Source organism: Verrucosispora sp. FIM060022 (assembly GCF_003977705.1).
Lineage (GTDB): Bacteria > Actinomycetota > Actinomycetes > Mycobacteriales > Micromonosporaceae > Micromonospora > Micromonospora gifhornensis.
Map to the genome: position 1 here is coordinate 282,025 of NZ_RQIV01000001.1, position 22,792 is coordinate 304,816.

The 22,792-nt window shown below is 70.7% G+C and carries 18 protein-coding genes; 11 read left to right on the plus strand and 7 right to left on the minus strand.

Annotated elements, in window-relative coordinates:
* Nucleotides 1-68 precede the first annotated feature (68 nt).
* Both uvrB and EG812_RS01275 read left to right on the plus strand, forming a co-directional pair.
* Nucleotides 69-2,177, plus strand: a complete 2,109-nt coding sequence (uvrB, locus tag EG812_RS01270; RefSeq protein ID WP_013734985.1) for an excinuclease ABC subunit UvrB — start codon at nucleotides 69-71, stop codon at nucleotides 2,175-2,177.
* Nucleotides 2,178-2,299: 122 nt separating this feature from the next.
* Nucleotides 2,300-3,154 carry a helix-turn-helix domain-containing protein gene (locus EG812_RS01275; protein WP_043721481.1) on the plus strand — a complete coding sequence of 285 codons (855 nt, stop codon included), beginning with the start codon at nucleotides 2,300-2,302 and terminating at the stop codon, nucleotides 3,152-3,154.
* A gap of 136 nt (nucleotides 3,155-3,290) precedes the next feature.
* Here the strand turns inward: EG812_RS01275 and EG812_RS01280 are convergent, their stop codons facing one another.
* The gene (locus tag EG812_RS01280) at nucleotides 3,291-3,584 is read right to left on the minus strand and encodes an antibiotic biosynthesis monooxygenase family protein (RefSeq protein WP_013734983.1); all 294 of its coding nucleotides are present in this window, start codon (nucleotides 3,582-3,584) and stop codon (nucleotides 3,291-3,293) included.
* 244 nt (nucleotides 3,585-3,828) lie between these two features.
* Between EG812_RS01280 and EG812_RS01285 the strand changes: the two genes are divergently transcribed.
* Nucleotides 3,829-4,827, plus strand: coding sequence for a TerC family protein (locus EG812_RS01285; RefSeq protein ID WP_013734982.1), 999 nt, complete (start codon nucleotides 3,829-3,831; stop codon nucleotides 4,825-4,827).
* A gap of 22 nt (nucleotides 4,828-4,849) precedes the next feature.
* On the opposite strand, the gene EG812_RS01290 is transcribed toward EG812_RS01285, so the two are convergent.
* Together EG812_RS01290 and typA are read right to left on the minus strand one after the other, a co-directional pair.
* Complete coding sequence (locus EG812_RS01290) at nucleotides 4,850-5,725, minus strand: serine hydrolase (RefSeq protein ID WP_126710506.1); 876 nt, start codon at nucleotides 5,723-5,725, stop codon at nucleotides 4,850-4,852.
* Between the two features lie 82 nt (nucleotides 5,726-5,807).
* Complete coding sequence (gene typA, locus EG812_RS01295) at nucleotides 5,808-7,676, minus strand: translational GTPase TypA (RefSeq protein ID WP_013734980.1); 1,869 nt, start codon at nucleotides 7,674-7,676, stop codon at nucleotides 5,808-5,810.
* A gap of 130 nt (nucleotides 7,677-7,806) precedes the next feature.
* Between typA and EG812_RS01300 the strand changes: the two genes are divergently transcribed.
* Both EG812_RS01300 and EG812_RS01305 read left to right on the plus strand, forming a co-directional pair.
* Complete coding sequence (locus EG812_RS01300; RefSeq protein ID WP_126710507.1) at nucleotides 7,807-9,198, plus strand: DedA family protein; 1,392 nt, start codon at nucleotides 7,807-7,809, stop codon at nucleotides 9,196-9,198.
* Nucleotides 9,199-9,242: 44 nt separating this feature from the next.
* On the plus strand, nucleotides 9,243-10,133 hold the full coding sequence (locus EG812_RS01305; RefSeq protein ID WP_126710508.1) for a lytic transglycosylase domain-containing protein: 891 nt from the start codon (nucleotides 9,243-9,245) through the stop codon (nucleotides 10,131-10,133).
* Here the strand turns inward: EG812_RS01305 and EG812_RS01310 are convergent.
* Nucleotides 10,127-12,214, minus strand: a complete 2,088-nt coding sequence (locus tag EG812_RS01310) for an MMPL family transporter (RefSeq protein WP_013734977.1) — start codon at nucleotides 12,212-12,214, stop codon at nucleotides 10,127-10,129. The genes EG812_RS01305 and EG812_RS01310 overlap by 7 nt on opposite strands.
* 204 nt (nucleotides 12,215-12,418) lie before the next feature.
* On the opposite strand from EG812_RS01310, the gene EG812_RS01315 reads away from it, so the two are divergent.
* The 3 genes from EG812_RS01315 to EG812_RS01325 all read left to right on the plus strand — a co-directional run bounded on the left by EG812_RS01315 (nucleotide 12,419) and on the right by EG812_RS01325 (nucleotide 15,715).
* Nucleotides 12,419-12,937 carry a MarR family winged helix-turn-helix transcriptional regulator gene (locus tag EG812_RS01315; protein WP_013734976.1) on the plus strand — a complete coding sequence of 173 codons (519 nt, stop codon included), beginning with the start codon at nucleotides 12,419-12,421 and terminating at the stop codon, nucleotides 12,935-12,937.
* Between the two features lie 4 nt (nucleotides 12,938-12,941).
* The gene (locus EG812_RS01320) at nucleotides 12,942-14,654 is read left to right on the plus strand and encodes a CocE/NonD family hydrolase (protein ID WP_013734975.1); all 1,713 of its coding nucleotides are present in this window, start codon (nucleotides 12,942-12,944) and stop codon (nucleotides 14,652-14,654) included.
* Between the two features lie 164 nt (nucleotides 14,655-14,818).
* Nucleotides 14,819-15,715, plus strand: a complete 897-nt coding sequence (locus tag EG812_RS01325; RefSeq protein ID WP_013734974.1) for a hypothetical protein — start codon at nucleotides 14,819-14,821, stop codon at nucleotides 15,713-15,715.
* A 67-nt stretch (nucleotides 15,716-15,782) separates the two neighbouring features.
* On the opposite strand, the gene EG812_RS01330 is transcribed toward EG812_RS01325, so the two are convergent.
* A complete protein-coding gene (locus tag EG812_RS01330) occupies nucleotides 15,783-15,986 on the minus strand; it encodes a cold-shock protein (protein ID WP_013734973.1) in 204 nt (67 codons plus the stop codon).
* A 236-nt stretch (nucleotides 15,987-16,222) separates the two neighbouring features.
* Between EG812_RS01330 and EG812_RS01335 the strand changes: the two genes are divergently transcribed.
* Complete coding sequence (locus EG812_RS01335) at nucleotides 16,223-16,831, plus strand: DedA family protein (protein ID WP_013734972.1); 609 nt, start codon at nucleotides 16,223-16,225, stop codon at nucleotides 16,829-16,831.
* 18 nt (nucleotides 16,832-16,849) lie between these two features.
* On the opposite strand, the gene EG812_RS01340 is transcribed toward EG812_RS01335, so the two are convergent.
* On the minus strand, nucleotides 16,850-17,503 hold the full coding sequence (locus EG812_RS01340; protein ID WP_013734971.1) for an MBL fold metallo-hydrolase: 654 nt from the start codon (nucleotides 17,501-17,503) through the stop codon (nucleotides 16,850-16,852).
* 6 nt (nucleotides 17,504-17,509) lie between these two features.
* A complete protein-coding gene (locus tag EG812_RS01345; RefSeq protein ID WP_126710509.1) occupies nucleotides 17,510-18,226 on the minus strand; it encodes a maleylpyruvate isomerase family mycothiol-dependent enzyme in 717 nt (238 codons plus the stop codon).
* Between the two features lie 167 nt (nucleotides 18,227-18,393).
* Here EG812_RS01345 and rsgA point away from each other — a divergent pair, with 167 nt between their 5' ends.
* Together rsgA and uvrA are read left to right on the plus strand one after the other, a co-directional pair.
* A complete protein-coding gene (gene rsgA / locus EG812_RS01350) occupies nucleotides 18,394-19,416 on the plus strand; it encodes a ribosome small subunit-dependent GTPase A (protein WP_126710510.1) in 1,023 nt (340 codons plus the stop codon).
* Between the two features lie 317 nt (nucleotides 19,417-19,733).
* Nucleotides 19,734-22,733 (plus strand): excinuclease ABC subunit UvrA, encoded by a 3,000-nt coding sequence (gene uvrA, locus EG812_RS01355; protein ID WP_126710511.1) that lies wholly within the window; start codon nucleotides 19,734-19,736, stop codon nucleotides 22,731-22,733.
* Nucleotides 22,734-22,792: the final 59 nt, after the last annotated feature.

Here is a 22,792-nt window from a genome sequence, read left to right on the forward strand (position 1 = left end):
ATTGAGGCCGGTCACGTGCGGTGCGTACTCGCCGCGGAGTGTCAGGCCCCCCGCGTACCGTGGATGGTATGGCGCTCGACATTCCCCGGCTCGACGGTCGCTTCAAGGTCATCAGCGAGTTCCAGCCGGCCGGCGACCAGCCGGCCGCGATCGACGAGCTGGAGCGGCGAGTGCGTCGCGGTGACCGGCACACGGTCCTGCTCGGCGCGACCGGCACCGGCAAGAGCGCCACCACCGCGTGGTTGATCGAGCGGATGCAGCGCCCCACGTTGGTGCTGGCGCCCAACAAGACGCTCTGCGCGCAGCTTGCCAAGGAGTTCAGCGAGCTGCTGCCGGACAACGCGGTGGAATACTTCGTCTCCTACTACGACTACTACCAGCCCGAGGCGTACATTCCGCAGACCGACACCTACATCGAGAAGGATTCCTCGGTCAACGAGGAGGTCGAGCGGCTGCGGCACTCGGCGACGATGTCGTTGCTGACCCGCCGCGACGTGGTGGTGGTGGCCACCGTGTCGGCGATCTACGGCCTCGGCACCCCGGAGGAATATCTCGATCGGGCGGTGCGGGTCGCCGTGGGCCAGGAGCTGGATCGCGACCAGCTGCTGCGTCGGCTGGTCGACATCCAGTACACCCGCAACGACATGGCCTTCCAGCGCGGCACGTTCCGGGTCCGCGGCGACACGCTGGAGATCATTCCGGCGTACGAGGAACTGGCCGTCCGGATCGAGCTGTTCGGAGACGAGGTGGAGAAGCTCTACTACCTCAACCCGCTCACCGGTGACGTGGTGCGCGAGGTGGATCACCTGCTGATCTTCCCGGCCACGCACTACGCGGCCGGGCCGCAGCGGATGGAGCGGGCGATCCGCGACATCGAGACCGAGCTGGCCGAGCGGCTGGCCGAGTTGGAGCGCCAGGGCAAGCTGCTGGAGGCGCAGCGGCTGCGGATGCGCACCACGTACGACATCGAGATGATGCGGCAGGTCGGCTTCTGCTCCGGCATCGAGAACTACTCGATGCACATCGACGGCCGGTTGCCCGGCAGCCCGCCGCACTGCCTGCTCGACTACTTCCCCGACGACTTCCTCACCGTCATCGACGAGTCGCACGTGACCATCCCGCAGATCGGCGGCATGTACGAAGGCGACGCCTCCCGCAAGCGGATGCTTATCGATCACGGTTTCCGGCTGCCCAGCGCCGCCGACAACCGGCCGTTGCGGTTCGACGAGTTCCTGGAGCGGGTCGGTCAGATGGTGTTCCTGTCGGCCACCCCGGGGCCATGGGAGCTGGAGCACGCCCAGGGCGAGTTCGTCGAGCAGGTGATCCGTCCGACAGGTCTGGTGGATCCGGAGGTCGTGATCAAGCCCACCAAGGGCCAGATCGACGACCTGATGCACGAGATCAAACTGCGTACCGAGCGCGACGAGCGGGTCCTGGTCACCACGCTGACCAAGAAGATGGCCGAGGATCTGTCGGATTATCTGCTGGAGAACGGCATCCGGGTGCGTTACCTGCACTCCGAGGTCGACACGCTGCGCCGGGTGGAGTTGCTGCGGGAGTTGCGCCGGGGCGACTACGACGTGCTGGTCGGCATCAACCTGCTGCGGGAGGGCCTCGACCTGCCGGAGGTCTCGCTGGTGGCGATCCTCGACGCGGACAAGGAGGGCTTCCTGCGCAGCGGTCGGTCGCTGATCCAGACCATCGGTCGGGCGGCCCGTAACGTCTCCGGCCAGGTCCACATGTACGCCGACAAGATCACCCCGTCGATGGCGGACGCGATCGACGAGACGAATCGGCGTCGGGCCAAGCAGATCGCGCACAACGAGGCGCACGGCATCTCACCCGAGCCACTGCGGAAGAAGATCCACGACATTCTCGACGACATCTACCGCGAGGCGGAGGACATCGAGGCGACCCGGGCGGGCGGTGCGGTGCGGCAACTGTCCCGGGGCAAGGCGCCGGTGAAGGAGACCCGTAGTCGGGCCCGGGCCGGTGCCGCCACGCCTGCGCGGGAAGGCATGGCGCGGGCGGAGTTGGCGCAGCTCATCCAGGACCTCAGCGACCAGATGCTGGCCGCCGCGCGGGAGCTTCAGTTCGAGTTGGCCGCCCGGATCCGCGACGAGGTCTCGGAGCTGAAGAAGGAGCTGCGGGGGATGGACGCGGCCGGGGTGCGGTGATCCGGGGCCGACGGCACTCTTTCTCGGCGAAAGCTGTTCCGGCCGGAGGGGGTAGCGGAATGCGAGCATCCTATTGCGCTGGGTGATCGTCGTGCGTACTCTCCCTGCGTGGGGAGGCGGGAATGCCGTTGCCAACGAGTCCGGTCATTCGACGAGCGCGGCTCGGAGCCGAGCTGCGACAGCTGCGGCGACGAGAGACATTGACACTGGAACAGGTGTGTGACCGGCTCGGTTGGGCATCCACTTCCAAGCTGTCCCGCATCGAGTTGGGGCAGAGCCGCCCCGATCTGGCCGACGTGCTGGATCTGCTCGACGTCTACCAGGTGCCGCCGTCGCAACGCGATGCGTTGATCGTCATCGCCCGCGACGCCGCGACCAGCCGTGGCTGGTGGAAGGCGCTGGGCGAGATGGGGGAGCGGCAGCGCACCTACGCCGAGCTCGAAGCCGGCGCGGCGGGCATAGTGGAATACCAGCCCTGCGTCGTACCGGGTCTACTGCAGACCTCGGCGTACGCCCGCCTGCGCATCGCCGCCGGTCAGCTCATCGATCCCCAGGTGGATGTGGAGGCCGACCTGCGGGCCCGGGCGGCCCGGCACGCGGTGCTGCGTCGGGTCGAGCCGCCGCGCTACACGGCGCTGATCACCGAGGTGGCCTGCGCGCCGGCCGGTGATCCCGTCGAGGTCTGGCGTGGTCAACTGCGGCACCTGCTCGATCTGACCGAGTTGCCGCACGTGACGATCCGGCTGCTGCCGAGCGGGGCCGGGGCCGGGCCGCTGCCGCTGACTCCGTTCTCCTGCTACTCCTTTCCCGACCCGGCGGATCCTCGGACGGTGATGCTGGAGGCGCTGACCACGGACGTGCGGTTGACCACCGCGATCGACGTCGACCGGTACGAGCGGGTGACGCAGCAACTGCTGGAAGCGGCGTTGCCGGAGAAGGAGACGGCACGGGTGCTGGCCGGCTGGCTCGACGGGTGAGCTGGGTGCGTCGGCACCTCGCCCGGCGCCCCCGTAGCCGTCGGGAGTGGTGCCGACGCGAGGCGCAGGATAAGCGAGGGGTACGACAAAATCCCGACGCCTGAGGTCGGCGTCGGGATCGGTGGTGCCGGCGCGGTCAGGCCGGCAGGTCCACGAAATGCTCGACTCGGGGCGGGCTGGCGAAGTACGGGCCGATCAACTCCCGCCACCGGACGAACCTCTCGCTGGCCCGGAAGTTCTCCTCGTGCGCCTGGACCGAGTCCCATTCGACAAGCAGCACGAAGCGGGAGGGCGATTCGACACCCCGGGTCATCCGTACCGAGCGGCAGCCGGGGGTGCCGGCCAGCACGGGATGTCCCTCGGCGTACGCGGCGGCGAAGGCGTCTTCCTGGCCGGGTACCACGTCGATCAGCGCGACCTCAAGAACCATGTCGGCAGCCTGCCATGGCGGGACGCCCCTCGGTGGGCGGCCGCCGCGATTCTCACACCCCGGTCAGGTGCGGCGATTTACACCTAGCCTCCTAGGAAGCCTAGGGTGGGTGACCGAGGGCAACCCGAGACGGCACCGCTCGACGATCGATGGTTGTCGTACGCCAGAATGGTCGGCGCTCGGCCCCGTCTCCGGCGAGGCGTGCATGTGCCGGTTGCTGGGGTCTGCCAGGAGGATGAGACTGTTGGACGTGTCCGGACTCGTGTGGGCGATCACGCTCGTCGCGCTGACCGCGGTGCTCCTGGTGGATCTGTTCATCATCGGGCGTCGGCCGCATGAGCCGAGCGTGCGTGAGTCGAGCCTCTGGGTCGCCTTCTACGTGGGGCTGGCCCTGCTCTTCGGCGTCGGGCTCTGGCTCACCGCCGGGGGGAGCGTGGCCGGGCAGTTCTACACCGGCTGGCTGACCGAGTACAGCCTCTCGGTGGACAACCTCTTCGTCTTCATGATCATCATGGCCCGCTTCGCGGTGCCCCGGCAGTACCAGCAGAAGGTGCTGCTCGTCGGCATCGTGCTGGCGCTGATCATGCGCGGCGGCTTCATCGCGTTGGGCGCGGCGCTGATCTCACAGTTCAGCTGGGTCTTCTACATCTTCGGCGCGTTCCTGATCTACACCGCGATCAACCTGGCCCGGCAGGGCGAATCGGCCGAGGACGAGTTCCAGGAGAACGTGCTGATCCGGTGGAGCCGGCGAGCGCTGCCGATCTCCCGGGGCTACGACGCCGCGCGGCTGACCACCCGGGAGCAGGGCCGACGGATGTTCACTCCGATGCTCATCGTCATGATCGCGATCGGGACGACCGACCTGCTCTTCGCCCTGGACTCGATTCCGGCGATCTTCGGCATCACCCACGAGCCGTACCTGGTCTTCACCGCCAACGTCTTCGCGTTGATGGGGCTGCGGCAGCTGTACTTCCTGCTCGGCGGACTGCTGAGCCGCCTGATCTACCTGAGCTACGGCCTGGCCGTGGTGCTCGGGTTCATCGGGGTCAAGCTCATTCTGGAGGCGCTGGCGGAGAACTCGTTGTTCTTCCTCAACGGTGGGCAGCCGGTGGGTTGGGCGCCGCACATCCCGATCTGGCTGTCCCTGCTGGCGATCGTGGGCATCCTGGCCGTGGCGACGGTGGCCAGCCTGGTGAAGTCGTCGCGGGACCGGCGACGGGATCTCACCGGGGCGGGACGCTGAGGCGGGGCCGCGCCGGCGGGGCTCAGCGCGGGTCGGCGGTGGTCAGGTCGTGGCGAGCCTGCCAGACCTGCGCCGAGATGTCGGCGACCAGCTCGCGGGCGTCGGCGTCGGTGTCCTGGCTGCGCTGGTCGTCGTCGAGCGGGGTGGTGGTGCAGACGACGAGCAGGTACGGGGCGGCGTCGTCGGGGAAGACCACGGCGGCACCGTGCCGGACGCCGCGTACCCAACCGTTCTTGTGAGCCAGGCGGGTGCCGGCAGGCAGCCCTTCGGCGATGTCCTGCCGGATCTGCTGCCCGCAGAGCACGTCGAGCATCGCCGCGCAGCCGGCCGGTGAGGCGATCGGCCCGGGCCGGGTGACGCCGGTGGCGACGGCGTCGAGCAGGGCCGCCAGGTCGGCGGCGGTGACCAGGTTGCTGATCCCGGCCTCCCGGGCGGCGAAGTCCTCGATGCCCCGCCTGGTGACACTGTGCCGGGCGCCGACGCGAGCCCAGATCTCCGCCACGGCGGGCAGCCCGACCTGCTCGATGAGCAGGTTCGTGGCGAGGTTGCTGGATCGTACGATCATCCGCTCGGCGAGCCACCGCAGCGGCACCCGCTGGCCGAGTCGATCCCACACCTCGGTGTCGTTGTCGTACGCCGGGGCGCAGGAGAAGGGGGCGGCGCCCGCGCGGGCCGAGGTGAACAGGTTTGTCACCTCGACCGGGGTGTCCAGGTCCGGGCCGTCGGTCTCCGCCGTGTGGTGCACCGCGGCGAGCACTGCCAGTTTCATCGTGCTCGCCGCGTAGTGGGTGACCTCGGTGTGCCGGGTCCAGGTGGGCGGCGCGTCGAGTCGACCCGCGTACACCGAGATCGTCCCGGGCACCTCATCGAGTCGCGCGTCCAACCCGTCGAAGATCACCCGCCGAGGGTAACGGAAAGGAAGGGCCCCTTCTTACCGTCTGGTGAGGTGAAGGGGCCCCTTCTTAACATCCGCGCGAGGGTCAGCTGGCGTGCTTGCGGCGGGCGGTGGCGCGGGCCCGCTGGGTCTGGTCGAGGGTCACCTTGCGGATGCGTACAGCGGCCGGGGTGACCTCGACGCACTCGTCCTCGCGGCAGAACTCCAGGGCCTGCTCCAGCGACAGCTTGCGCGGCGGGATCAGCTTCTCGGTCTCCTCGGCGGTGGAGGAGCGCATGTTGGTGAGCTTCTTCTCCTTGGTGATGTTGACGTCCATGTCGTCGGAGCGGGAGTTCTCCCCGACGATCATGCCCTCGTACACCTCGGTGCCGGGCTCGACGAAGAGCGTGCCGCGCTCCTGGAGGTTCATCATGGCGAAGGCGGTCGCGGCACCGGCGCGGTCGGCGACCAGCGAGCCGTTGTTGCGGGTACGCAGCTCGCCGAACCAGGGCTCGTAGGACTCGAAGACGTGGTGCAGGATGCCGGTGCCCCGGGTCTCGGTGAGGAACTCGGTGCGGAAGCCGATCAGGCCGCGCGCCGGGACCAGCCACTCCATCCGGATCCAGCCGGTGCCGTGGTTGACCAGCTGCTCCATCCGGCCCTTGCGGGTGGCCAGCAGTTGGGTGATCGCGCCGAGGTACTCGTCCGGGGCGTCGATGGTCAGCCGCTCCACCGGCTCACAGGTCTTGCCGTCGATCTCCCGGGTCACCACCTGGGGCTTGCCGACGGTGAGCTCGTAGGACTCGCGGCGCATCTGCTCGACCAGGATGGCCAGCGCCAGCTCGCCTCGGCCCTGCACCTCCCAGGCGTCGGGGCGTTCGGTGGGCAGCACCCGCAGCGAGACGTTGCCGACGAGTTCCTTGTCCAGGCGGTCCTTGACCATCCGGGCGGTGACCTTGGCGCCCTTGACCCGACCGACAAGCGGCGAGTTGTTGGTGCCGATGGTCATCGAGATGGCCGGCTCGTCGACGGTGATCAGCGGCAGCGGCTGCGGGTTCTCCGCGTCGGCCAGGGTCTCGCCGATCATGATCTCGGGAATGCCGGCGACGGCGATGATGTCGCCCGGCCCGGCCGAGTCGGCGGGCTTGCGCTCCAGGCCCTCGGTCATCAGCAGTTCGGAGATGCGGACCCGCTGGGTGCTGCCGTCGGTGCGGCACCAGGCCACGGTCTGGCCCTTGGCGATGGTGCCCTGCCGGACCCGGCACAACGCCAACCGGCCGAGGAACGGGGAGGCGTCGAGGTTGGTGACGTGGGCCTGCAGCGGCGCCTGCTCGTCGTAGGCGGGCGGCGGGATGGTGTCCAGCAGGGTACGGAACAGCGGCTCCAGGCTGGTGCTGTCCTGCGGCACGGAGCCGTCGGCGGGCTGGGTCAGCGAGGCGATGCCGTCGCGGGCGCAGGCGTAGACGATCGGGAAGTCGATCTGCGTCTCGTCGGCGTCCAGGTCGAGGAAGAGTTCGTACGCCTCGTCGACGACCTCTTTGATCCGGGCGTCCGGACGGTCCACCTTGTTGATCACCAGGATGATCGGCATGCGGGCCTTGAGGGCCTTGCGGAGCACGAACCGGGTCTGCGGCAGCGGGCCCTCGCTGGCGTCGACCAGCAGCACCACGCCGTCGACCATGGTCAACCCGCGTTCCACCTCGCCACCGAAGTCGGCGTGACCGGGGGTGTCGATGATGTTGATGGTGACCGGGTCGGAGCCGTCGGCGGGCAGGTAGCGCACGCCGGTGTTCTTGGCCAGGATGGTGATGCCTTTTTCTCGTTCGAGGTCCATCGAGTCCATCACCCGCTCGGTCACCTCGCCCCGGGCGCCGTAGGCGCCGGCCTGCCGCAACATGGCATCGACCAGGGTGGTCTTGCCGTGGTCGACGTGAGCGATGATGGCGACGTTGCGGAGGTCGGTGCGAAGCTGCATGAGTTCCATCCTCCCGCCTGTGCCGACGAGATGCCGCGTCGGGGTCGCCGATGGGCGAGTGCGCTGCGCCACATGTCGGTGCTGTCACACTGACGGGGCAGCCTTGCTGAGGTGACCCCGGGGGGCCGGCGTGCATGAACTGCTGAGTTCGGTGCAACACCTGCCGTCCTGGTTGATCTACGTGGTGGCGGCGCTGGTGGTCGCGGCGGAGACCGCGGTGATCGTCGGGCTGGTCGCTCCCGGCGAGGCCACCCTGCTGCTTGTCGGTTTCCTCGCGTACACCGGCACTCTCCGGCTCGGTCCGGCGCTGCTGGTGATGATTCTCGCGGCCACGGTGGGGGACGCGGTGGCGTTTCGCGCCGGTCGCCGGTACGGGCCTCGGCTGCGGGCCAGCCGGTGGGGCGCCCGGGTGGGGCCGCACCGGTGGGCGCGGGCCGACGCGATGGTGGCGCGGATGGGCGGCCGGGGAGTCTGCACCGCGCGGTGGGTGGCCTTCGCCCGCACGTTGGTGCCTCGGCTCGCCGGGGCGGCGGGCATGCCGTACCGGCGGTTCGCGCCGTGGAACCTGGCCGGGGTGATCACCTGGGTCGGCGCGTCGGTGCTGGCGGGCCGGTTGGCGGGCGAGTCGTACCACACGGTGTCCCGGCTGCTGGGCCAGGCGACCGGGGCGTTCCTGGCCCTGGTGGCGGCGCTGGTGGCGGTGGTGCTGGCGGGCCGGTGGTTGGGCCGCAACCCCGACCCGGTGCGGGCGCTGCTGAAACGTGCCGCCCGGCTGCCGCCGGTGCGCTGGCTGTCGGCCCGGTACGGGCTGCTGTTCTTCCTGCTCAGCATGCGGTTCGGGCCGACCTGGGCGTTGCTGGCCAACCTGACCGCCGGGGTGGGGCTGTTGTTCCTGGTCGCGTTGGCGGTCGCCGGGACGATGCGGGCGGCGGTACGGCACAGCGGCCTGGCCCTGGTCGACGGTGTGATCGGCGGGTGGTTCGCGGCCCGCCGGACGCCCGACGCGGTGGAGGTGACGCAGCTCGCCGTCTCGGTGCTGCGCGGCTCGGTGCTGATCGTGCTGGTGGCTGTGGTCGCCGCGGTGCAGGCCTGGCGGCACCGGCCGTGGCAGGCCGACCTGCTCAGCGTGGTCGGCACGATCGGCGCGTTCGTGCCGCTGGTGGTCCTGGCGGTGGTGACCGAGCTGGCCGCCGACGGCCGGGTGGCGCACTTCTCCACGCAGAGCGCGGTGGTGACGGCCAGCCTGTGCATGCTGGCCTGGCTGCTGTCCCGCGAGGCACGGTGGCCGGTCGCGGTGGCGCTGTGGACCACCGCCGTGGCCGGCGTGGTCGGCATCGGTGGCGCCCGCCTCTACCTGGGGCTGAGTACGGCCAGCGGCACCGTCGCCGCGGTGTTGCTGGGTGCGGCGTGGACGGCCGTGTTCATGGTCGCCTGGGCCACCCGGGACCGTGCCCTGGCCGCCGGCAACGCCCCCGGACGCCGCCGGCGTGGCAGGCGAGGGGACCATCTCGCCGATCGCTAGCTGTTAGGGTGCGGCGGTTCGTCGCTGCCGAAGGGGGGATCGACATGGGACGCAACGTCGGCCGTTTCACCGTGGCGCTGGTTGCCGGCCTGCTGATGGTCACCGGGGGTGCATGCGCCAGGGTGGACACTCCGGCCGCGGAGTTGCCCGCCCCGGTCGCCCTGCCCGAGGAGGAGACGCAGCCGTCGAGCGAGCCGGCCGAGCCGAGCCCGACCCCCGAGGCGGTGGAGTCGATGGGGGCCGCGCCGAAGGTCAGCCGCAGCCCCAGCGCGAGTCCCAAGGCCTCCGCCTCGCCGAAGCCGCCGCCGAAGCCCAAGCGCACCAGCACCGCGCCGCGCGCCGTGCCGAAGCCGCCGACGGAGACGAAGGTGCCGCCAGCGCCGCCCAAGCCCGCGCCGAGCAGCTGCAAGCCCAGCTACAAGGGTGACCAGGCGAGTCGGGCGCAGGCCAGGGCCGCGCTGACCGACGCCGCGGGCCGGGTCTACTGGCCGACGTCGGCGCCGGACATCCGGGTCCCGGTGAACCTGATCAAGGCGACGGCGTGGCAGGAGAGCGGCTGGCAGTCCAACATCGTCGCCTGCGACGGCGGCATCGGCCTGATGCAGGTGATGCCGGACACCGCGACCTGGATGAACCAGCGGTTCGGCCAGAACTACGACGTGTGGGACTACCGGGACAACGCCTACCTGGGTGGCACCTATCTGGCCTGGCTGACCAAGTACATCGGCGACATGTACTTCGACGCCGACTACCGGCTCGACACCGAGCTGTGCACCAGCGAGCTGAACTCCTGCCTGCTCAACGCGGTCATCGCCGCCTACAACTACGGCCACGCCGCGGTAGCTCGGGAGGGGCAGCCGTTGGCCATCCCCAACCCGAGCTACGTACGCAACGTGCGAGCCCTGATGACGGAGTGCGTCTGCCTGGGCTACTGAGCCTGCTCGGGGGTGATCCGACCGGGCCACCAGAACCGCTCGCCGAGCAGGAACGCCAGGGCCGGGACGACGACCGTACGCACCAGCAGGGTGTCCAGCAGCACGCCGAGGCAGACGATGATGCCGATCTGGGTCAGGGTGATCAGCGGCAGCACCCCGAGGACGGCGAAGACCGCCGCGAGCAGGATGCCGGCGCTGGTGATCACCCCGCCGGTGACCCGGAGCGCGGAGAGCATGCCCTTGCGGGTGCCGGTGCTGCGGGCGTCCTCCCGGGCCCGGGTGACCAGGAAGATGTTGTAGTCGACCCCGAGCGCGACGAGGAACACGAAGGCGAGCAGCGGCACGCCGGTGTCCATCGCCGGGAAGTCGAAGACGTGCTCGAAGATCAGCCAGGCCCCGCCGAGGCTGGCGAAGTACGAGGCGACGACGGTGGCGACCAGCAGCACCGGGGCCAGCAGGCCGCGTAGCAGCAGGACCAGCACCGCGCCGACGAGCAGCAGGATGAGCGGCAGGATGAGTCGCAGGTCCTTGGCGTCGGCGGCGGCGGAGTCGTACCGGCCGGCGACGGTGCCGCCGACGACCGCTCCGGACGGTTGGTCGACTCCGGCGGTGGCGGGCGGCGCCGAGTTGTCGACGGCCCCGACGGTGTCCCGGAGCTGCTCCAGGGTGCGGTTGGCGGCGGCGGTGCCCGGTTCGGCGTCGAGCACCACGTCGACCTGGGCCACGTCGGCGCCGGCGGGACCGGGCCGGGCGGAGGCCACTCCCGGCACCTCGGCGGCAGCTGCGGTGACCGCCTGCACGGCGCCGGGGTTGGTCATCACCGCGAGCGGCTGGGTGGTGCCGGCGGGGAAGGCACCGGCGAGGGTCTGCGCCCCGGCCACCGCCTCCGGCTTCACCCGGAACTGCTCGGTCTCCGACAGCCCGGTGCGGATGCCGAGGCCACCGAGGGCGAGCCCGGCGAGCAGCAGGGTGGCGAGCACCGCGACGGGTACCGGGCGACGGATCACGGCGGCACCGAGCCGGCCCCAGATCCGGCCCTCCCGGCCGACGCTGCCGACGGTCGGCACGAACGGCCAGAACAGGCGGCGGCCGAGCAGCACCAGCGCGGCGGGCAGCACCAGCAGGGCCGAGGCCATGGCGAGCAGGATGCCGGTGGCGCAGGCCACGGCGAGCGCACGGTTCGTCTCCTGCTGGCTCAACAACAGTGTGAGTACGCCGAGCATCACGGTGCCGCCGCTGGCCAGGATCGGCTCGGCGGTACGGCGCAGGGCGGCGCGCATCGCCGCGAAGCGGTCCTCCTCGCGGCGCAGTTCCTCCCGGTAGCGGGCGATCAGCAGCAGCGCGTAGTTGGTGGCGGCACCGAAGACGAGAACGCTGGCGATGCCGGTGACGGCGCCACCGGCGAAGTTGATGCCGACCGCCGGGATGATCGTTTCGAGTGCGCGCAGGGTGATCTGTTCGGTGGCGGCCACGATGACCAGGGGAACCAGCCACAGCACCGGACTGCGGTAGGTGATCAGCAGCAGTACGGCGACGACGGCGGCGGTGAACGCGAGCAGGGTGACGTCGGCGCCCTCGAAGACCTTGGTCAGGTCGGCGGTGAAGGCGGGCGGGCCGGTCACCTGGACGGTGAGGTCCCCGGGAAATCCGGCGAGTTCGGCGCGCACCTGGGCCACCCGTTCGGCGACCGCCTCCTGCCCTCCGGTGGCGTCCAGCGGTACGGCGACCAGGGCCACCGTGTTGTCGGGGGACAGTTGCGGCGGGGCGACCTGGCCGCCGGCGGCGAGCCGACTGAGGCTGCTGGTGTCGGCGGTGATCGCCGCACGGTCCGCCTCGCTCAGTGGTGCGCCGTCGTCGCGGCTGACCACCACGACGGCCGGCTGGACGCCGCTGGCGGGCAGCTCCCGTTGCAGGCGCTCGACCTGGGTGGACTGCCACTGCTCGGACAGACCGGTGGCGGAGACCGGTGCCGGGTTGCTGGGAATGGGTAGCCCGAAGACGGCCACGCCGACGAGGACGGCCACGGCCACGGTGAGCCAGGCGGTCCGGCGGCTGCGGGCGACGCGGGTGAACAGAGACATGCTCGGCGCTCCGGTCGTTGGAATCGGCCCGGCTCCCGCCGAGGGAGCCGATAGTTTGATTGTCGAGATTCTTGCTTATCAAGAAACGACGCGCAACAGCTCTCCGTTGTCGAGTATCTTGACTGTCGAGAGATATGACACCCTGGGCTATGCTGCGCATCCGGGGACCTTGGGAGGAAGCGGCGGGACGTGGCAGGGCACGGGATGTACCGGCGGCGTGACACCCGGCGGGAGATGTTGGTCGCGGAGATCACCGCCGAGCTGCGGCGCTACTGCGTGGACGCGCAGCACGTCGGGCACGCCTTCGCCGGCCAGCACGGCCTCAACGGCACCGACCTGCAGGCGTTGATCGCGGTGATGGACGCCGAGTTGTCGGGTGAGCCGATCACTCCCGGCCGGCTCGCGGAACACCTGGACCTCTCCTCCGGCTCCGTCACCGCGCTGATCGACCGGTTGGAGCGGGCCGGGCACCTGCGGCGCGACCGGGACACCACGGACCGGCGCAAGGTGCTGCTGCACTACGCGGAGCAGGGCGCCACCGTCGCCCGGGACTTCTTCCGCCCGCTCGGTGAGCGTACCGACGGGGTGATGGACGAGTTCCAGGACGAGGAACTTGAGATCGTGTACCGGTTCATCACGGCGATGGGCCAGTCCCTGCGGGAGCACCGCGACGCGATCCGCGACGGCCGGGTCACGCCGCCGCCGCGGCACCGGGCGGGTTGAGCCCGTGCTGGATCGGGTGGCGTCCCGGCTCGCCGTGGCCGCGTTGCGGCTGCCCCGGGCGCGTACCCGAAGGATCACCGTCCGCCGCGACATCGCGCTGCGGGTCCGCGACGGGGTGATCCTGCGTACCGACCACTACGCTCCCGACCTGCCGGACGCGCCCACCATGCTGATCCGTACCCCGTACGGCCGGGGCGGGCCGATGCGGCTGCTCTGCCGGCTCGCCGCCGAGCAGGGGTTCCACGTGGTCATCCAGTCGTGTCGCGGCACCGACGGCTCCGGCGGCACCTTCGATCCGTTCGTGCACGAGCGCGAGGACGGGCTGGACACCCTCGACTGGCTGCGCCGGCAGCGGTGGTGGTGCGGCGCGTTCGGCATGTTCGGCGCGAGCTACCAGGGTTTCGTGCAGTGGGCGCTGGCCGCCGACGCGGGCGAGGAGCTGCGGGCCATGGTCGCCGTGGCCACCGCGTCGACCACCCGTGACTCCACCTACGCCGGGGAGTCGTTCGCCCTGGACACCGTGCTGACCTGGGTGGAGTTGCTGCAGGCGCAGACCGTGCCCTGGCTGGCCCGGCAGTGGGAACTCAAGCGGGGGCAACCGCGACTGGCCGCCGCCCTGTCCCACCTGCCCCTGGTCGAGGCCGACCGGGTCGCCACCGGGGTCACCGTGCCGTTCTTCCAGGAGTGGCTGCGCCACCACACCCCGCAGGCGGACTACTGGCGCAGCCGCGTCTTCGACGACCGGCTGCATCTGGTCCGGGCGCCGGTGGCGATGGTCAGCGGCTGGCACGACATCTTCCTCCCCGCCCAACTGCGCGACTACGCCGCGCTGCGCGCCCTCGGTGCCCGCCCGCGTCTGATCATCGGCCCGTGGACCCACGGCAGCCCCGGCCTGTTCGTCGCGGCACTGCGCGAGGGACTCGACTGGCTCGGCACCCACCTGACCACCGCCGGCACCGGCCGGGCCGCCGTCCCGGCCGCTGGTGCCGATCGCTCGGCGGCTGGGGAGCCGGCGGACGGGCCGGTGCGGATACATGTGGGTGGCGTCGGGGGCGGTTGGCGCGACCTGCCGGACTGGCCGCCGCCGGCCCAGGCCACCCGGTGGTATCTGCACCCACAATCGGCGCTGCGCACCGCTGCGCCGGTGCCGTCACCGCCGGACGGGTTCTGGTACGACCCGGCCGACCCGACGCCCTCGCTGGGTGGCCCGCTGCTGGTGGCCCAACGGTCCGGGCCGGTGGACAACCGGCCCGTCGAGGCGCGACCCGACGTGCTGACCTGGACCAGCGAGTCGTTGACCGGCCCGCTGGAAGTGATCGGGCCGGTGCAGGCGGACATTCACGTACGCAGCGACCTCGAACACTTCGACGTCTTCGTGCGACTGTGCGATGTCGACCGCCGGGGGCGGTCCTGGAACATCTGCGACGGGCTGGTCCGGATCGACCCGCGGCGCTTCCCCGTCGACGGCTCCGGCGCGGTGGCGGTCACCGTACCGATGTGGCCGGTCGCCCACCGCTTCGCCGCCGGGCACCGGCTACGGCTTCAGCTTTCCGGCGGTGCCCACCCCCGGTACGTCCGCAACCCCGGCACCGGTGAACCACTCGGCACGGCGATTACGCTTCGTGGCGGCTTTCGGGAGATTCTGCACGACCCGGAGCGGCCGTCCGCAGTGGTCCTGCCGGTCGTCCACTCTGGTTCTCAGCTTGTTCCAAGCTGAAACAAAGCCGCTCTGAGCTGGGCATTTACCGGTTCTACGGGCTATCGTGGTGGCACGCCCGGCGCCGTGCAGCTGACAGTCGGGCTCGCCTGTGAGGCTTCCCTACCGCGTCACGCGGTGTCACGGTCGTGCCCGGCTCCGACGAGACCGCGAAGGGGGACCCCATGACGCGGGCACCAGACAACCTGATGGCCGTCCGCCGGTTACTGCTCGACCACCTCAATCGCGACCCCAACCGGGCGCGCGACGAGGATCTCGAACCCAACGAGGTCGGCATCGTCGGCGATGCCAATCACCGCGGCGGATACCACTGTGGGTCCGACCGAGTGGTGACCAACGACTACTCGGTGGTCGAGTCGCCGCGGGACCGCAACGGACTGACCCTCGATGCCGCCGCGCTCGACGTGGGCATGTTCCAGGTCACCGTCGACGGCCGTCGGCACGACCTGGCGAGCTTCTCGACCTGGTGTGTGGCGCAGTGCGCCGCCAACGCCGCGGACACCCGCGACATCAGGGAGATCATCTACTCGCCGGACGGCAAGGTGGTCCGCCGTTGGGACCGGCTCGGCCGGCGTAACACCGGCGATCGCTCCCACCTGTGGCACACCCATTTCAGTTTCTTCCGCGACTCGATCAAGGCGAACCGCGACCAGAGGCCGCTGTTCCGCCGGTACCTGACCAGCATCGGTCTCATCACCCAGAAGCCGGAGGCGAACGACATGACACCCGAGGAGCACAACTGGCTCAAGACCGTGCACCGCAACCTGACCGTCCTGGACGGACGCAATCCGATCGGTCAGACGTACACCCGGATGTCCATGGGGGAGGACCACACCGACCCGAAGTTCCAGGTGGGGCATCCGACGCTGCGCAGCATCGGGGCGCAGTTGACCGCGCTCCAGACGGCGATGGACGCGCTGATGAAACGCGACTTCACCGACGAGCAGGCGATCGTCGCCGGGGTCCTCGCCGGCCTCAGCCCGCAGGAGATCGCCGCGGCGATCCCGCCGACCGTCGCCGAGCAGGTGGTGCGGGAGTTGGGTCGACGGCTGGCCGCCTGACCGTGGCCGGACACCTCGCAGGTTAGCGGTGGCGGCGGCCGGAACCGGCCGCCGCCACCGGCACCGGTTACAGCGAGCGGACGTTGTCCGCCTGCGGACCCTTCTGCCCCTGGGTCACATCGAACTCGACCTTCTGACCCTCGGTCAGCTCCCGATATCCGGAGCTGGCGATCGCCGAGTAATGGACGAACACGTCAGGTCCGCCGCCGTCCTGCTCGATGAAACCGAAGCCCTTTTCCGAGTTGAACCACTTCACGGTGCCGGTTGCCATGCGTTCTCTCTCCCTGTTCCAGCGGGCGACCCCCGACTGCGCGCCGGTGATCGCCCGATACTTTCCCGACATTAGCCGGTGAAAAGCCGATTTGCCGGGTGAAGTGCCTCAGGTGTCGGAGGAGCGACGCAGATGGCCGCCCCTGCGCGTCTCCGGGATCACCCGGAGGTGATCTCCGTCAACGTCGGGTGGAAACCCGATGTTCGTCGTGGCGGTGAGGCCATAGCGTACGAGGCATGGCAGACGAGCTGGCCCAGGTCGGAGAGTTACCCGTCGCCCTGCTGATGGCCGTGCTCGGGGTGGTCATGCTCTTCGACGCGGTGCCGCTGTTCGGCGTCCTGGTCCCCGGAGACGTGGCGGTGCTCGCCGCGGTGGCCGTCGGCACGCCCAGCACCGGCCTGGCCACCTTCGTCGCCGTGGTCACCGGGTGCCTCGTCGGCTGGTCGCTGACGTTCCTCGTCGGCCGGCGCTGGGGTGAGCGGCTGCGGCACAGCCACTTCGGCGCCTGGATCGGGGAGCCCCGCTGGGCGGCGGCCGAACGCATCCTGCGCCGCGACGGTGGGCGGCTGGTGCTGATCGCGCCCTTCCTGCCGGTGTTCAACGCGCTGCTGCCGCTGGCCGCGGGCGGTCTGCGCATGTCGTACCCCCGGTTTCTCGGCTTCGCGGCGCTCGGCGCGGGCGCCTGGGCCGGTCTCTACCTGGCGGTGGGCACCGCGTCACGGTCGCTGGCCGGCCTGTTGCCGAAAGGCACGAGCCCGTTGCTGGTCACCATGGTCGGAGGTCTGCTGCTGGCCGCGGTGGTACTGCTCGGCACCCGCCGTCGACTGCGTACGGTCACCAACTGACCCCCGACCACGCGCCGCTCACCAGCCGCGAGCCCGCCACTCACCGAGGTGGGGACGCTCCGCACCGAGCGTCGAGTCCCGCCCGTGACCCGGATAGAACCACGTCTCGTCCGGCAGCCGGTCGAACAGCTTGTGCTCCACGTCGTCGATGAGCGCCGCGAACCGCTGCGGATCCTGATCCGTGTTGCCCACCCCGCCCGGGAAGAGGCTGTCGCCGGTGAACAGGTGGGGGATGCCGTCGGGGTCGCGGTAGAGCAGCGCCACCGAGCCCGGCGTGTGCCCCTTGATGTGGATGACCTCCAGGGCGCAGTCGCCGACCGGCACGGTGTCGCCGTCGGCGAGGGTCTGCGCCTCGATCGGCAGCCCGGCCGCGTCGTCGGCGTGCACCAGCGCGCGGGCGCCGGTCTTGGCGACCACCTCCTCCAACCCCACCCAGTGGTCCATGTGCTGGTGGGTGGTGACCACCGCGGTCAACCCGGCGTCACCGATCAACTCCAGCAGGCGGGGCGCCTCGTTGGCCGCGTCGATCAGCACCTGCTCGCCGGTGGCGTGGCAGCGCAGCAGGTACGCGTTGTTGTCCATCGGCCCGACCGACACCTTGGTGATGCTCAGCCGGCCGAGTTCGCGTACCGCGGCAGGTCCGCCGGGGGTGACTTCTCCGTCATAGGTCATGTCTGACTAGATCCATTCAGGTGGGTGGGGCAGTTGACCGTCGGGGGTGACGGTCAGGGTGGCACCGGGGCTGCGGCCGGTCAACCAGGCCGCGATCTCGACCGCCGGCCCGGAGACGACGGGTGCCTGCGCGCGGTCCCCGATCACGAGTTCGTGACTCGTACCGTCGAAGCGCAGCACCAGCGCCGGCGCGTCGTCGCGGGCGGCCAGGTCGGTGGCCACCTCGTGCAGCAGCCGGTGACCGAAGGTCGGCGACCAGTCCCGCGGCCGGTAGTCGGCGGCCAGGTCGACGTGGTGGATCTCCACCTCCCGGAGCCGACGCCAGACGAGCAGCGAGGCCGGCAAGGGACCGCGCCGCGTCTGCACGGTGGCGGCCCAGGCCGGTGCCGGCATCGCCGCGACCGCCTCGGCGTACCGGTCGGCGCTGCGCCGCAGGTCGTCCAACTGCTCGTCGGGCGGCCGAGGTGCGCCGGCTGAGATGTCGGCGGTCCGGGACTCGGCGCTGGCGTACATCGGGATCAACTCGCCGGTGCGGGCCGAGGTGAGCGCGTTGACCAGGGCGTCGGCGTTGCGGGACAGGTGGGCCAGGACGTGACCGCGGGTCCACCCCGGCAGCAGCGACGGCTGCGCCAGGTCGGCGGCGTCGAACCGGGCCGCCGTACGGATCAGACGGGTCGTGGCGTCGTCCACGTCACCGGTCAACAGCAGGGGGTCCGTGGTCACGATTCGACCCTAGCCCGCTGCGCCGACCGCGTCGCCAGGGAATTCACTTCCCGCCCGGGAGCACGCCTCCTACCGTGGGGGTGTTCGCGGCGCCGGAGCGGAGGAGGTGGTGGTCATGCCGGTCACCGCACGCCCGTATCACCCGCAGCGACCCTGAACGAGGAGCCTTGGACATCACACTGACCGCCCTGGGTTGGGACACCGACCGGGCGGCGCACCTGAGCCGTATCCACACCGATCACCGCCCGGGCCGGGTCGCCCGGGTCGACCGTGGCGTCTGCACCGTACTCACCTCCGACGGCCCGGTGCGCGCCTCCTGCGGCGGCGCCCTGCTGGCCGCAGCCGTGGGCGACGCCACCCGGCTACCCGGCGCGGGCGACTGGGTGCTGCTCGGCACCTGGCCCGACGCGCGGGTCACGGTGGAGGCGGTGCTGCCCCGGCGTACCGCGCTGATCCGGCGCACCGCAGGCAAGGACGCCAGCGGTCAGCTGCTGGCCGCCAACCTGGACACCGCCGCCGTGGTGGAACCGGTACACCCCGAGCCGAACGCCGCCCGCATCGAGCGGCTGCTCTCCCTGGTGCACGAGTCGGGCGCCCGGCCGCTCGTCGTACTCACCAAGACCGACCTGGCCGCCGACCCGGCGGCGGTGGCACGTCAACTCGCGGCCCTCGCGCCCGGGGTGCCGGTGCTGCCGGTCAGCGCCGAGACGGGCACCGGGCTGGACCCGCTGCGCGCCGAGGTGGCCCCGGGGCGGACGCTCGGTCTGCTGGGGCCCTCCGGCGCCGGCAAGTCGAGCCTGGTCAACGCGCTGGTCGGGGCCGTGGTCATGCCGACCCAGTCGATCCGTCGGGTCGACGGCAAAGGCCGACACACCACCACCTGGCGGGCGCTGGTGCCGCTGCCGGGCGGCGGCGCGGTGCTGGACACCCCGGGGGTACGGGCGGTCGGCCTGCTCGACGGCGAGTCCGGCCTCGACCGGGCCTTCGGCGACATCGCCGACCTCGCCACCGGCTGCCGCTACGGCGACTGCGGGCACGAGGCCGAGCCGGGCTGCGCCGTGCAGGCCGCCCTCGCCTCCGGCGACCTGTCCACCCGCCGCTGGCAGAGCTGGCGTCGCCTCCACCGTGAGCTGACCCACGAAACCCGCCGCCACACCACCCGCCCCACCCGCCCCCGCCACCCCCGCTGACCCACCCCCTCCCTCGCCCCACGCCCGTCGCCCACGCCCCGCCCCCTCGCGCCGTCGATCTTGCACTTGTGGTCGCCTGAATGTCGCTTTCGCCTAGCTATGCCCCGACCGAAAGTGCAAGATCGACGGGGTAGGGGGGTGGGGCGAGGGTGGGTGGGGGTGGGGGGGAGTGTGGGGTGGGGTTGTGTGGCGGGGGGAAGTTGTCGTAGGGCGGGTCTACAGTTGCCGGGGCGCGCTCTCCGCGCTGGCACAACCGCTGGGTTGATCCCGAAGCGGACAGATCCTCCTCGTCATCCTCACCCGGGAGTACACGGACCGTGGCCGACCGTCTGATCATCCGTGGCGCACGCGAGCACAACCTGCGTGACGTCAGCCTCGACCTTCCCCGGGACGCCCTGATCGTGTTCACCGGGCTGTCCGGGTCGGGCAAGTCGAGTCTGGCGTTCGACACGATCTTCGCCGAGGGGCAGCGCCGGTACGTCGAGTCGCTGTCGTCGTACGCCCGACAGTTCCTCGGCCAGATGGACAAGCCGGACGTCGATTTCATCGAGGGTCTGAGCCCGGCGGTGTCGATCGACCAGAAATCCACCTCGCGCAACCCGCGCTCCACCGTCGGCACCATCACCGAGGTCTACGACTACCTGCGGCTGCTGTTCGCCCGGGTGGGCGAGCCGCACTGCCCGGTCTGCGGTGAGCGGATCTCCAAGCAGAGCCCGCAGCAGATCGTCGACCGGGTCCTGGCGATGGCCGAGGGCACCCGGTTCATGGTGCTCGCCCCGGTGGTACGCGGCCGCAAGGGTGAGTACGTCGACCTGTTCGCCGAACTCCAGGCCAAGGGGTACGCGCGGGCCCGGGTCGACGGCGTGGTGCACCAGCTCACCGACCCGCCGAAGCTCAAGAAGCAGGAGAAGCACACCATCGAGGTGGTGATCGACCGGCTCAGCGTGAAGCCCAGCGCCAAGCAGCGGCTCACCGACTCGGTCGAGGCGGCGCTGGGTCTCTCCGGCGGCCTGGTCCTGCTCGACTTCGTCGACGTGCCCGAGGGCGACCCGGAGCGGGAGCGCCGCTACTCCGAGCACCTGGCCTGCCCCAACGACCACCCGCTGGCGATCGAGGACCTGGAACCGCGGGTCTTCTCCTTCAACGCGCCGTACGGTGCCTGCCCGGAGTGCACCGGTCTGGGCACCAAGAAGGAGGTCGACCCGGAGCTGCTCATCCCCGACCCGGAGCGGACCCTGCGCGAGGGCGCGATCCAGCCCTGGGCCACCGGCCACAACCTGGAATACTTCCTGCGCCTGCTGGAGGCCCTCGGCGAGGCCCAGCACTTCGACATCGACACGCCGTGGCGGGCCCTGCCGTCGCGGGCGCAGAAGACGATCCTGCACGGCTCCGACGACCAGGTGCACGTGCGCTACCGCAACAAGTACGGCCGGGAGCGCTCGTACTACACCGGCTTCGAGGGCGTGGTGCAGTGGATCGAGCGCCGGCACTCCGACACCGAGAGCGAGTGGTCGCGGGAGAAGTACGAGGGCTACATGCGCGACGTGCCGTGTGCCGCCTGCGGCGGTGCCCGGCTCAAGCCCGAGGTGCTCGCCGTCACGCTGGCGGGGCGCAGCATCGCCGAGGTCTGCAACCTGTCCGTCGGTGAGTGTGCCGACCTGCTGGCCGGCATCGAGCTGACCGACCGGCAGAAGTTGATCGCCGAGCGGGTGCTCAAGGAGATCAACGCTCGGCTGCGGTTCCTGCTCGACGTGGGTCTGGACTACCTCTCCCTGGATCGCCCGGCCGGCACGCTGTCCGGTGGTGAGGCGCAGCGCATCCGGCTGGCCACTCAGATCGGTTCCGGGCTGGTCGGCGTGCTCTACGTGCTGGACGAGCCCTCCATCGGTCTGCACCAGCGTGACAACCACCGGCTGATCGAGACCCTGGTCCGGCTGCGCGGGCTGGGCAACACGCTGATCGTGGTGGAGCACGACGAGGACACCATCCGCACCGCCGACTGGATCGTCGACATCGGGCCGGGCGCGGGGGAGCACGGTGGGCAGATCGTGCACAGCGGCTCGGTGCCGGCGCTGCTGGCGAACCCGGATTCGATCACCGGGGCGTACCTGTCGGGTCGGCGGGAGATCCCGACGCCGAAGGGCCGCCGGCCGCAGACCCCGGGCCGGGAACTGGTGGTGCACGGCGCTCGCGAGCACAACCTGCGCAACCTGACGGTGAGCTTCCCGCTGGGCCAGCTGATCGCGGTCACCGGGGTCAGCGGTTCCGGCAAGTCGACACTGGTCAACGACATCCTGTACGCGGTGCTGGCCAACCAGATCAACGGCGCCCGGCTGGTGCCCGGCCGGCACACCCGGGTCTCCGGGCTGGAGCACGTGGACAAGGTCGTCGGCGTCGACCAGTCGCCGATCGGGCGTACGCCCCGATCCAACCCGGCCACCTACACCGGGGTCTGGGATCATGTCCGCAAGCTGTTCGCCGAGACCACCGAGGCCAAGGTGCGCGGGTACGGCCCCGGCCGGTTCTCGTTCAACGTCAAGGGTGGCCGCTGCGAGGCCTGCTCCGGCGACGGCACGATCAAGATCGAGATGAACTTCCTGCCGGACGTGTACGTGCCGTGCGAGGTCTGCAAGGGCGCCCGGTACAACCGGGAGACCCTGGAGGTGCACTACAAGGGCAAGACCGTCTCCGACGTGCTGGAGATGCCGATCGAGGAGGCTGCGGAGTTCTTCTCCGCGATCCCGGCCATCCACCGACACCTCAAGACCCTTGTCGACGTGGGTCTGGGCTACGTACGCCTGGGTCAGCCGGCGCCGACGCTCTCCGGCGGTGAGGCGCAGCGGGTCAAGCTCGCCTCCGAGTTGCAGAAGCGTTCCACCGGGCGGACGGTCTACGTGCTCGACGAGCCGACCACCGGCCTGCACTTCGAGGACATCCGCAAGCTGCTGATGGTGCTGGAGGGCCTGGTCGACAAGGGCAACACGGTGATCACCATCGAACACAACCTCGACGTGATCAAGAGCGCCGACTGGCTGATCGACATGGGGCCCGAGGGCGGGCACCGGGGCGGCACCGTGCTCGCCACCGGCACCCCGGAGGAGGTCGCCGAGGTCGCCGAGAGCCACACCGGGCAGTTCCTGCGTACCGTGCTCAAGCTCGACGGCACGGCCAAGGGTGCGGCGGCGGCCACCGCCCGCGCGGCCAAGGCGAACGGCAACAAGACGACCGCGACCAAGACGACCGGCACGAAGACGACCGCGACCAAGACGACCGCGACCAAGGCGCGGGCCGGACGCAAGAGCGTCCCGGCCGGCTGACCGGGCACCCGGCCACTCGGCGAGGTGCCGCCGGGTGGTCGATCGGGTGAACCGCCAGG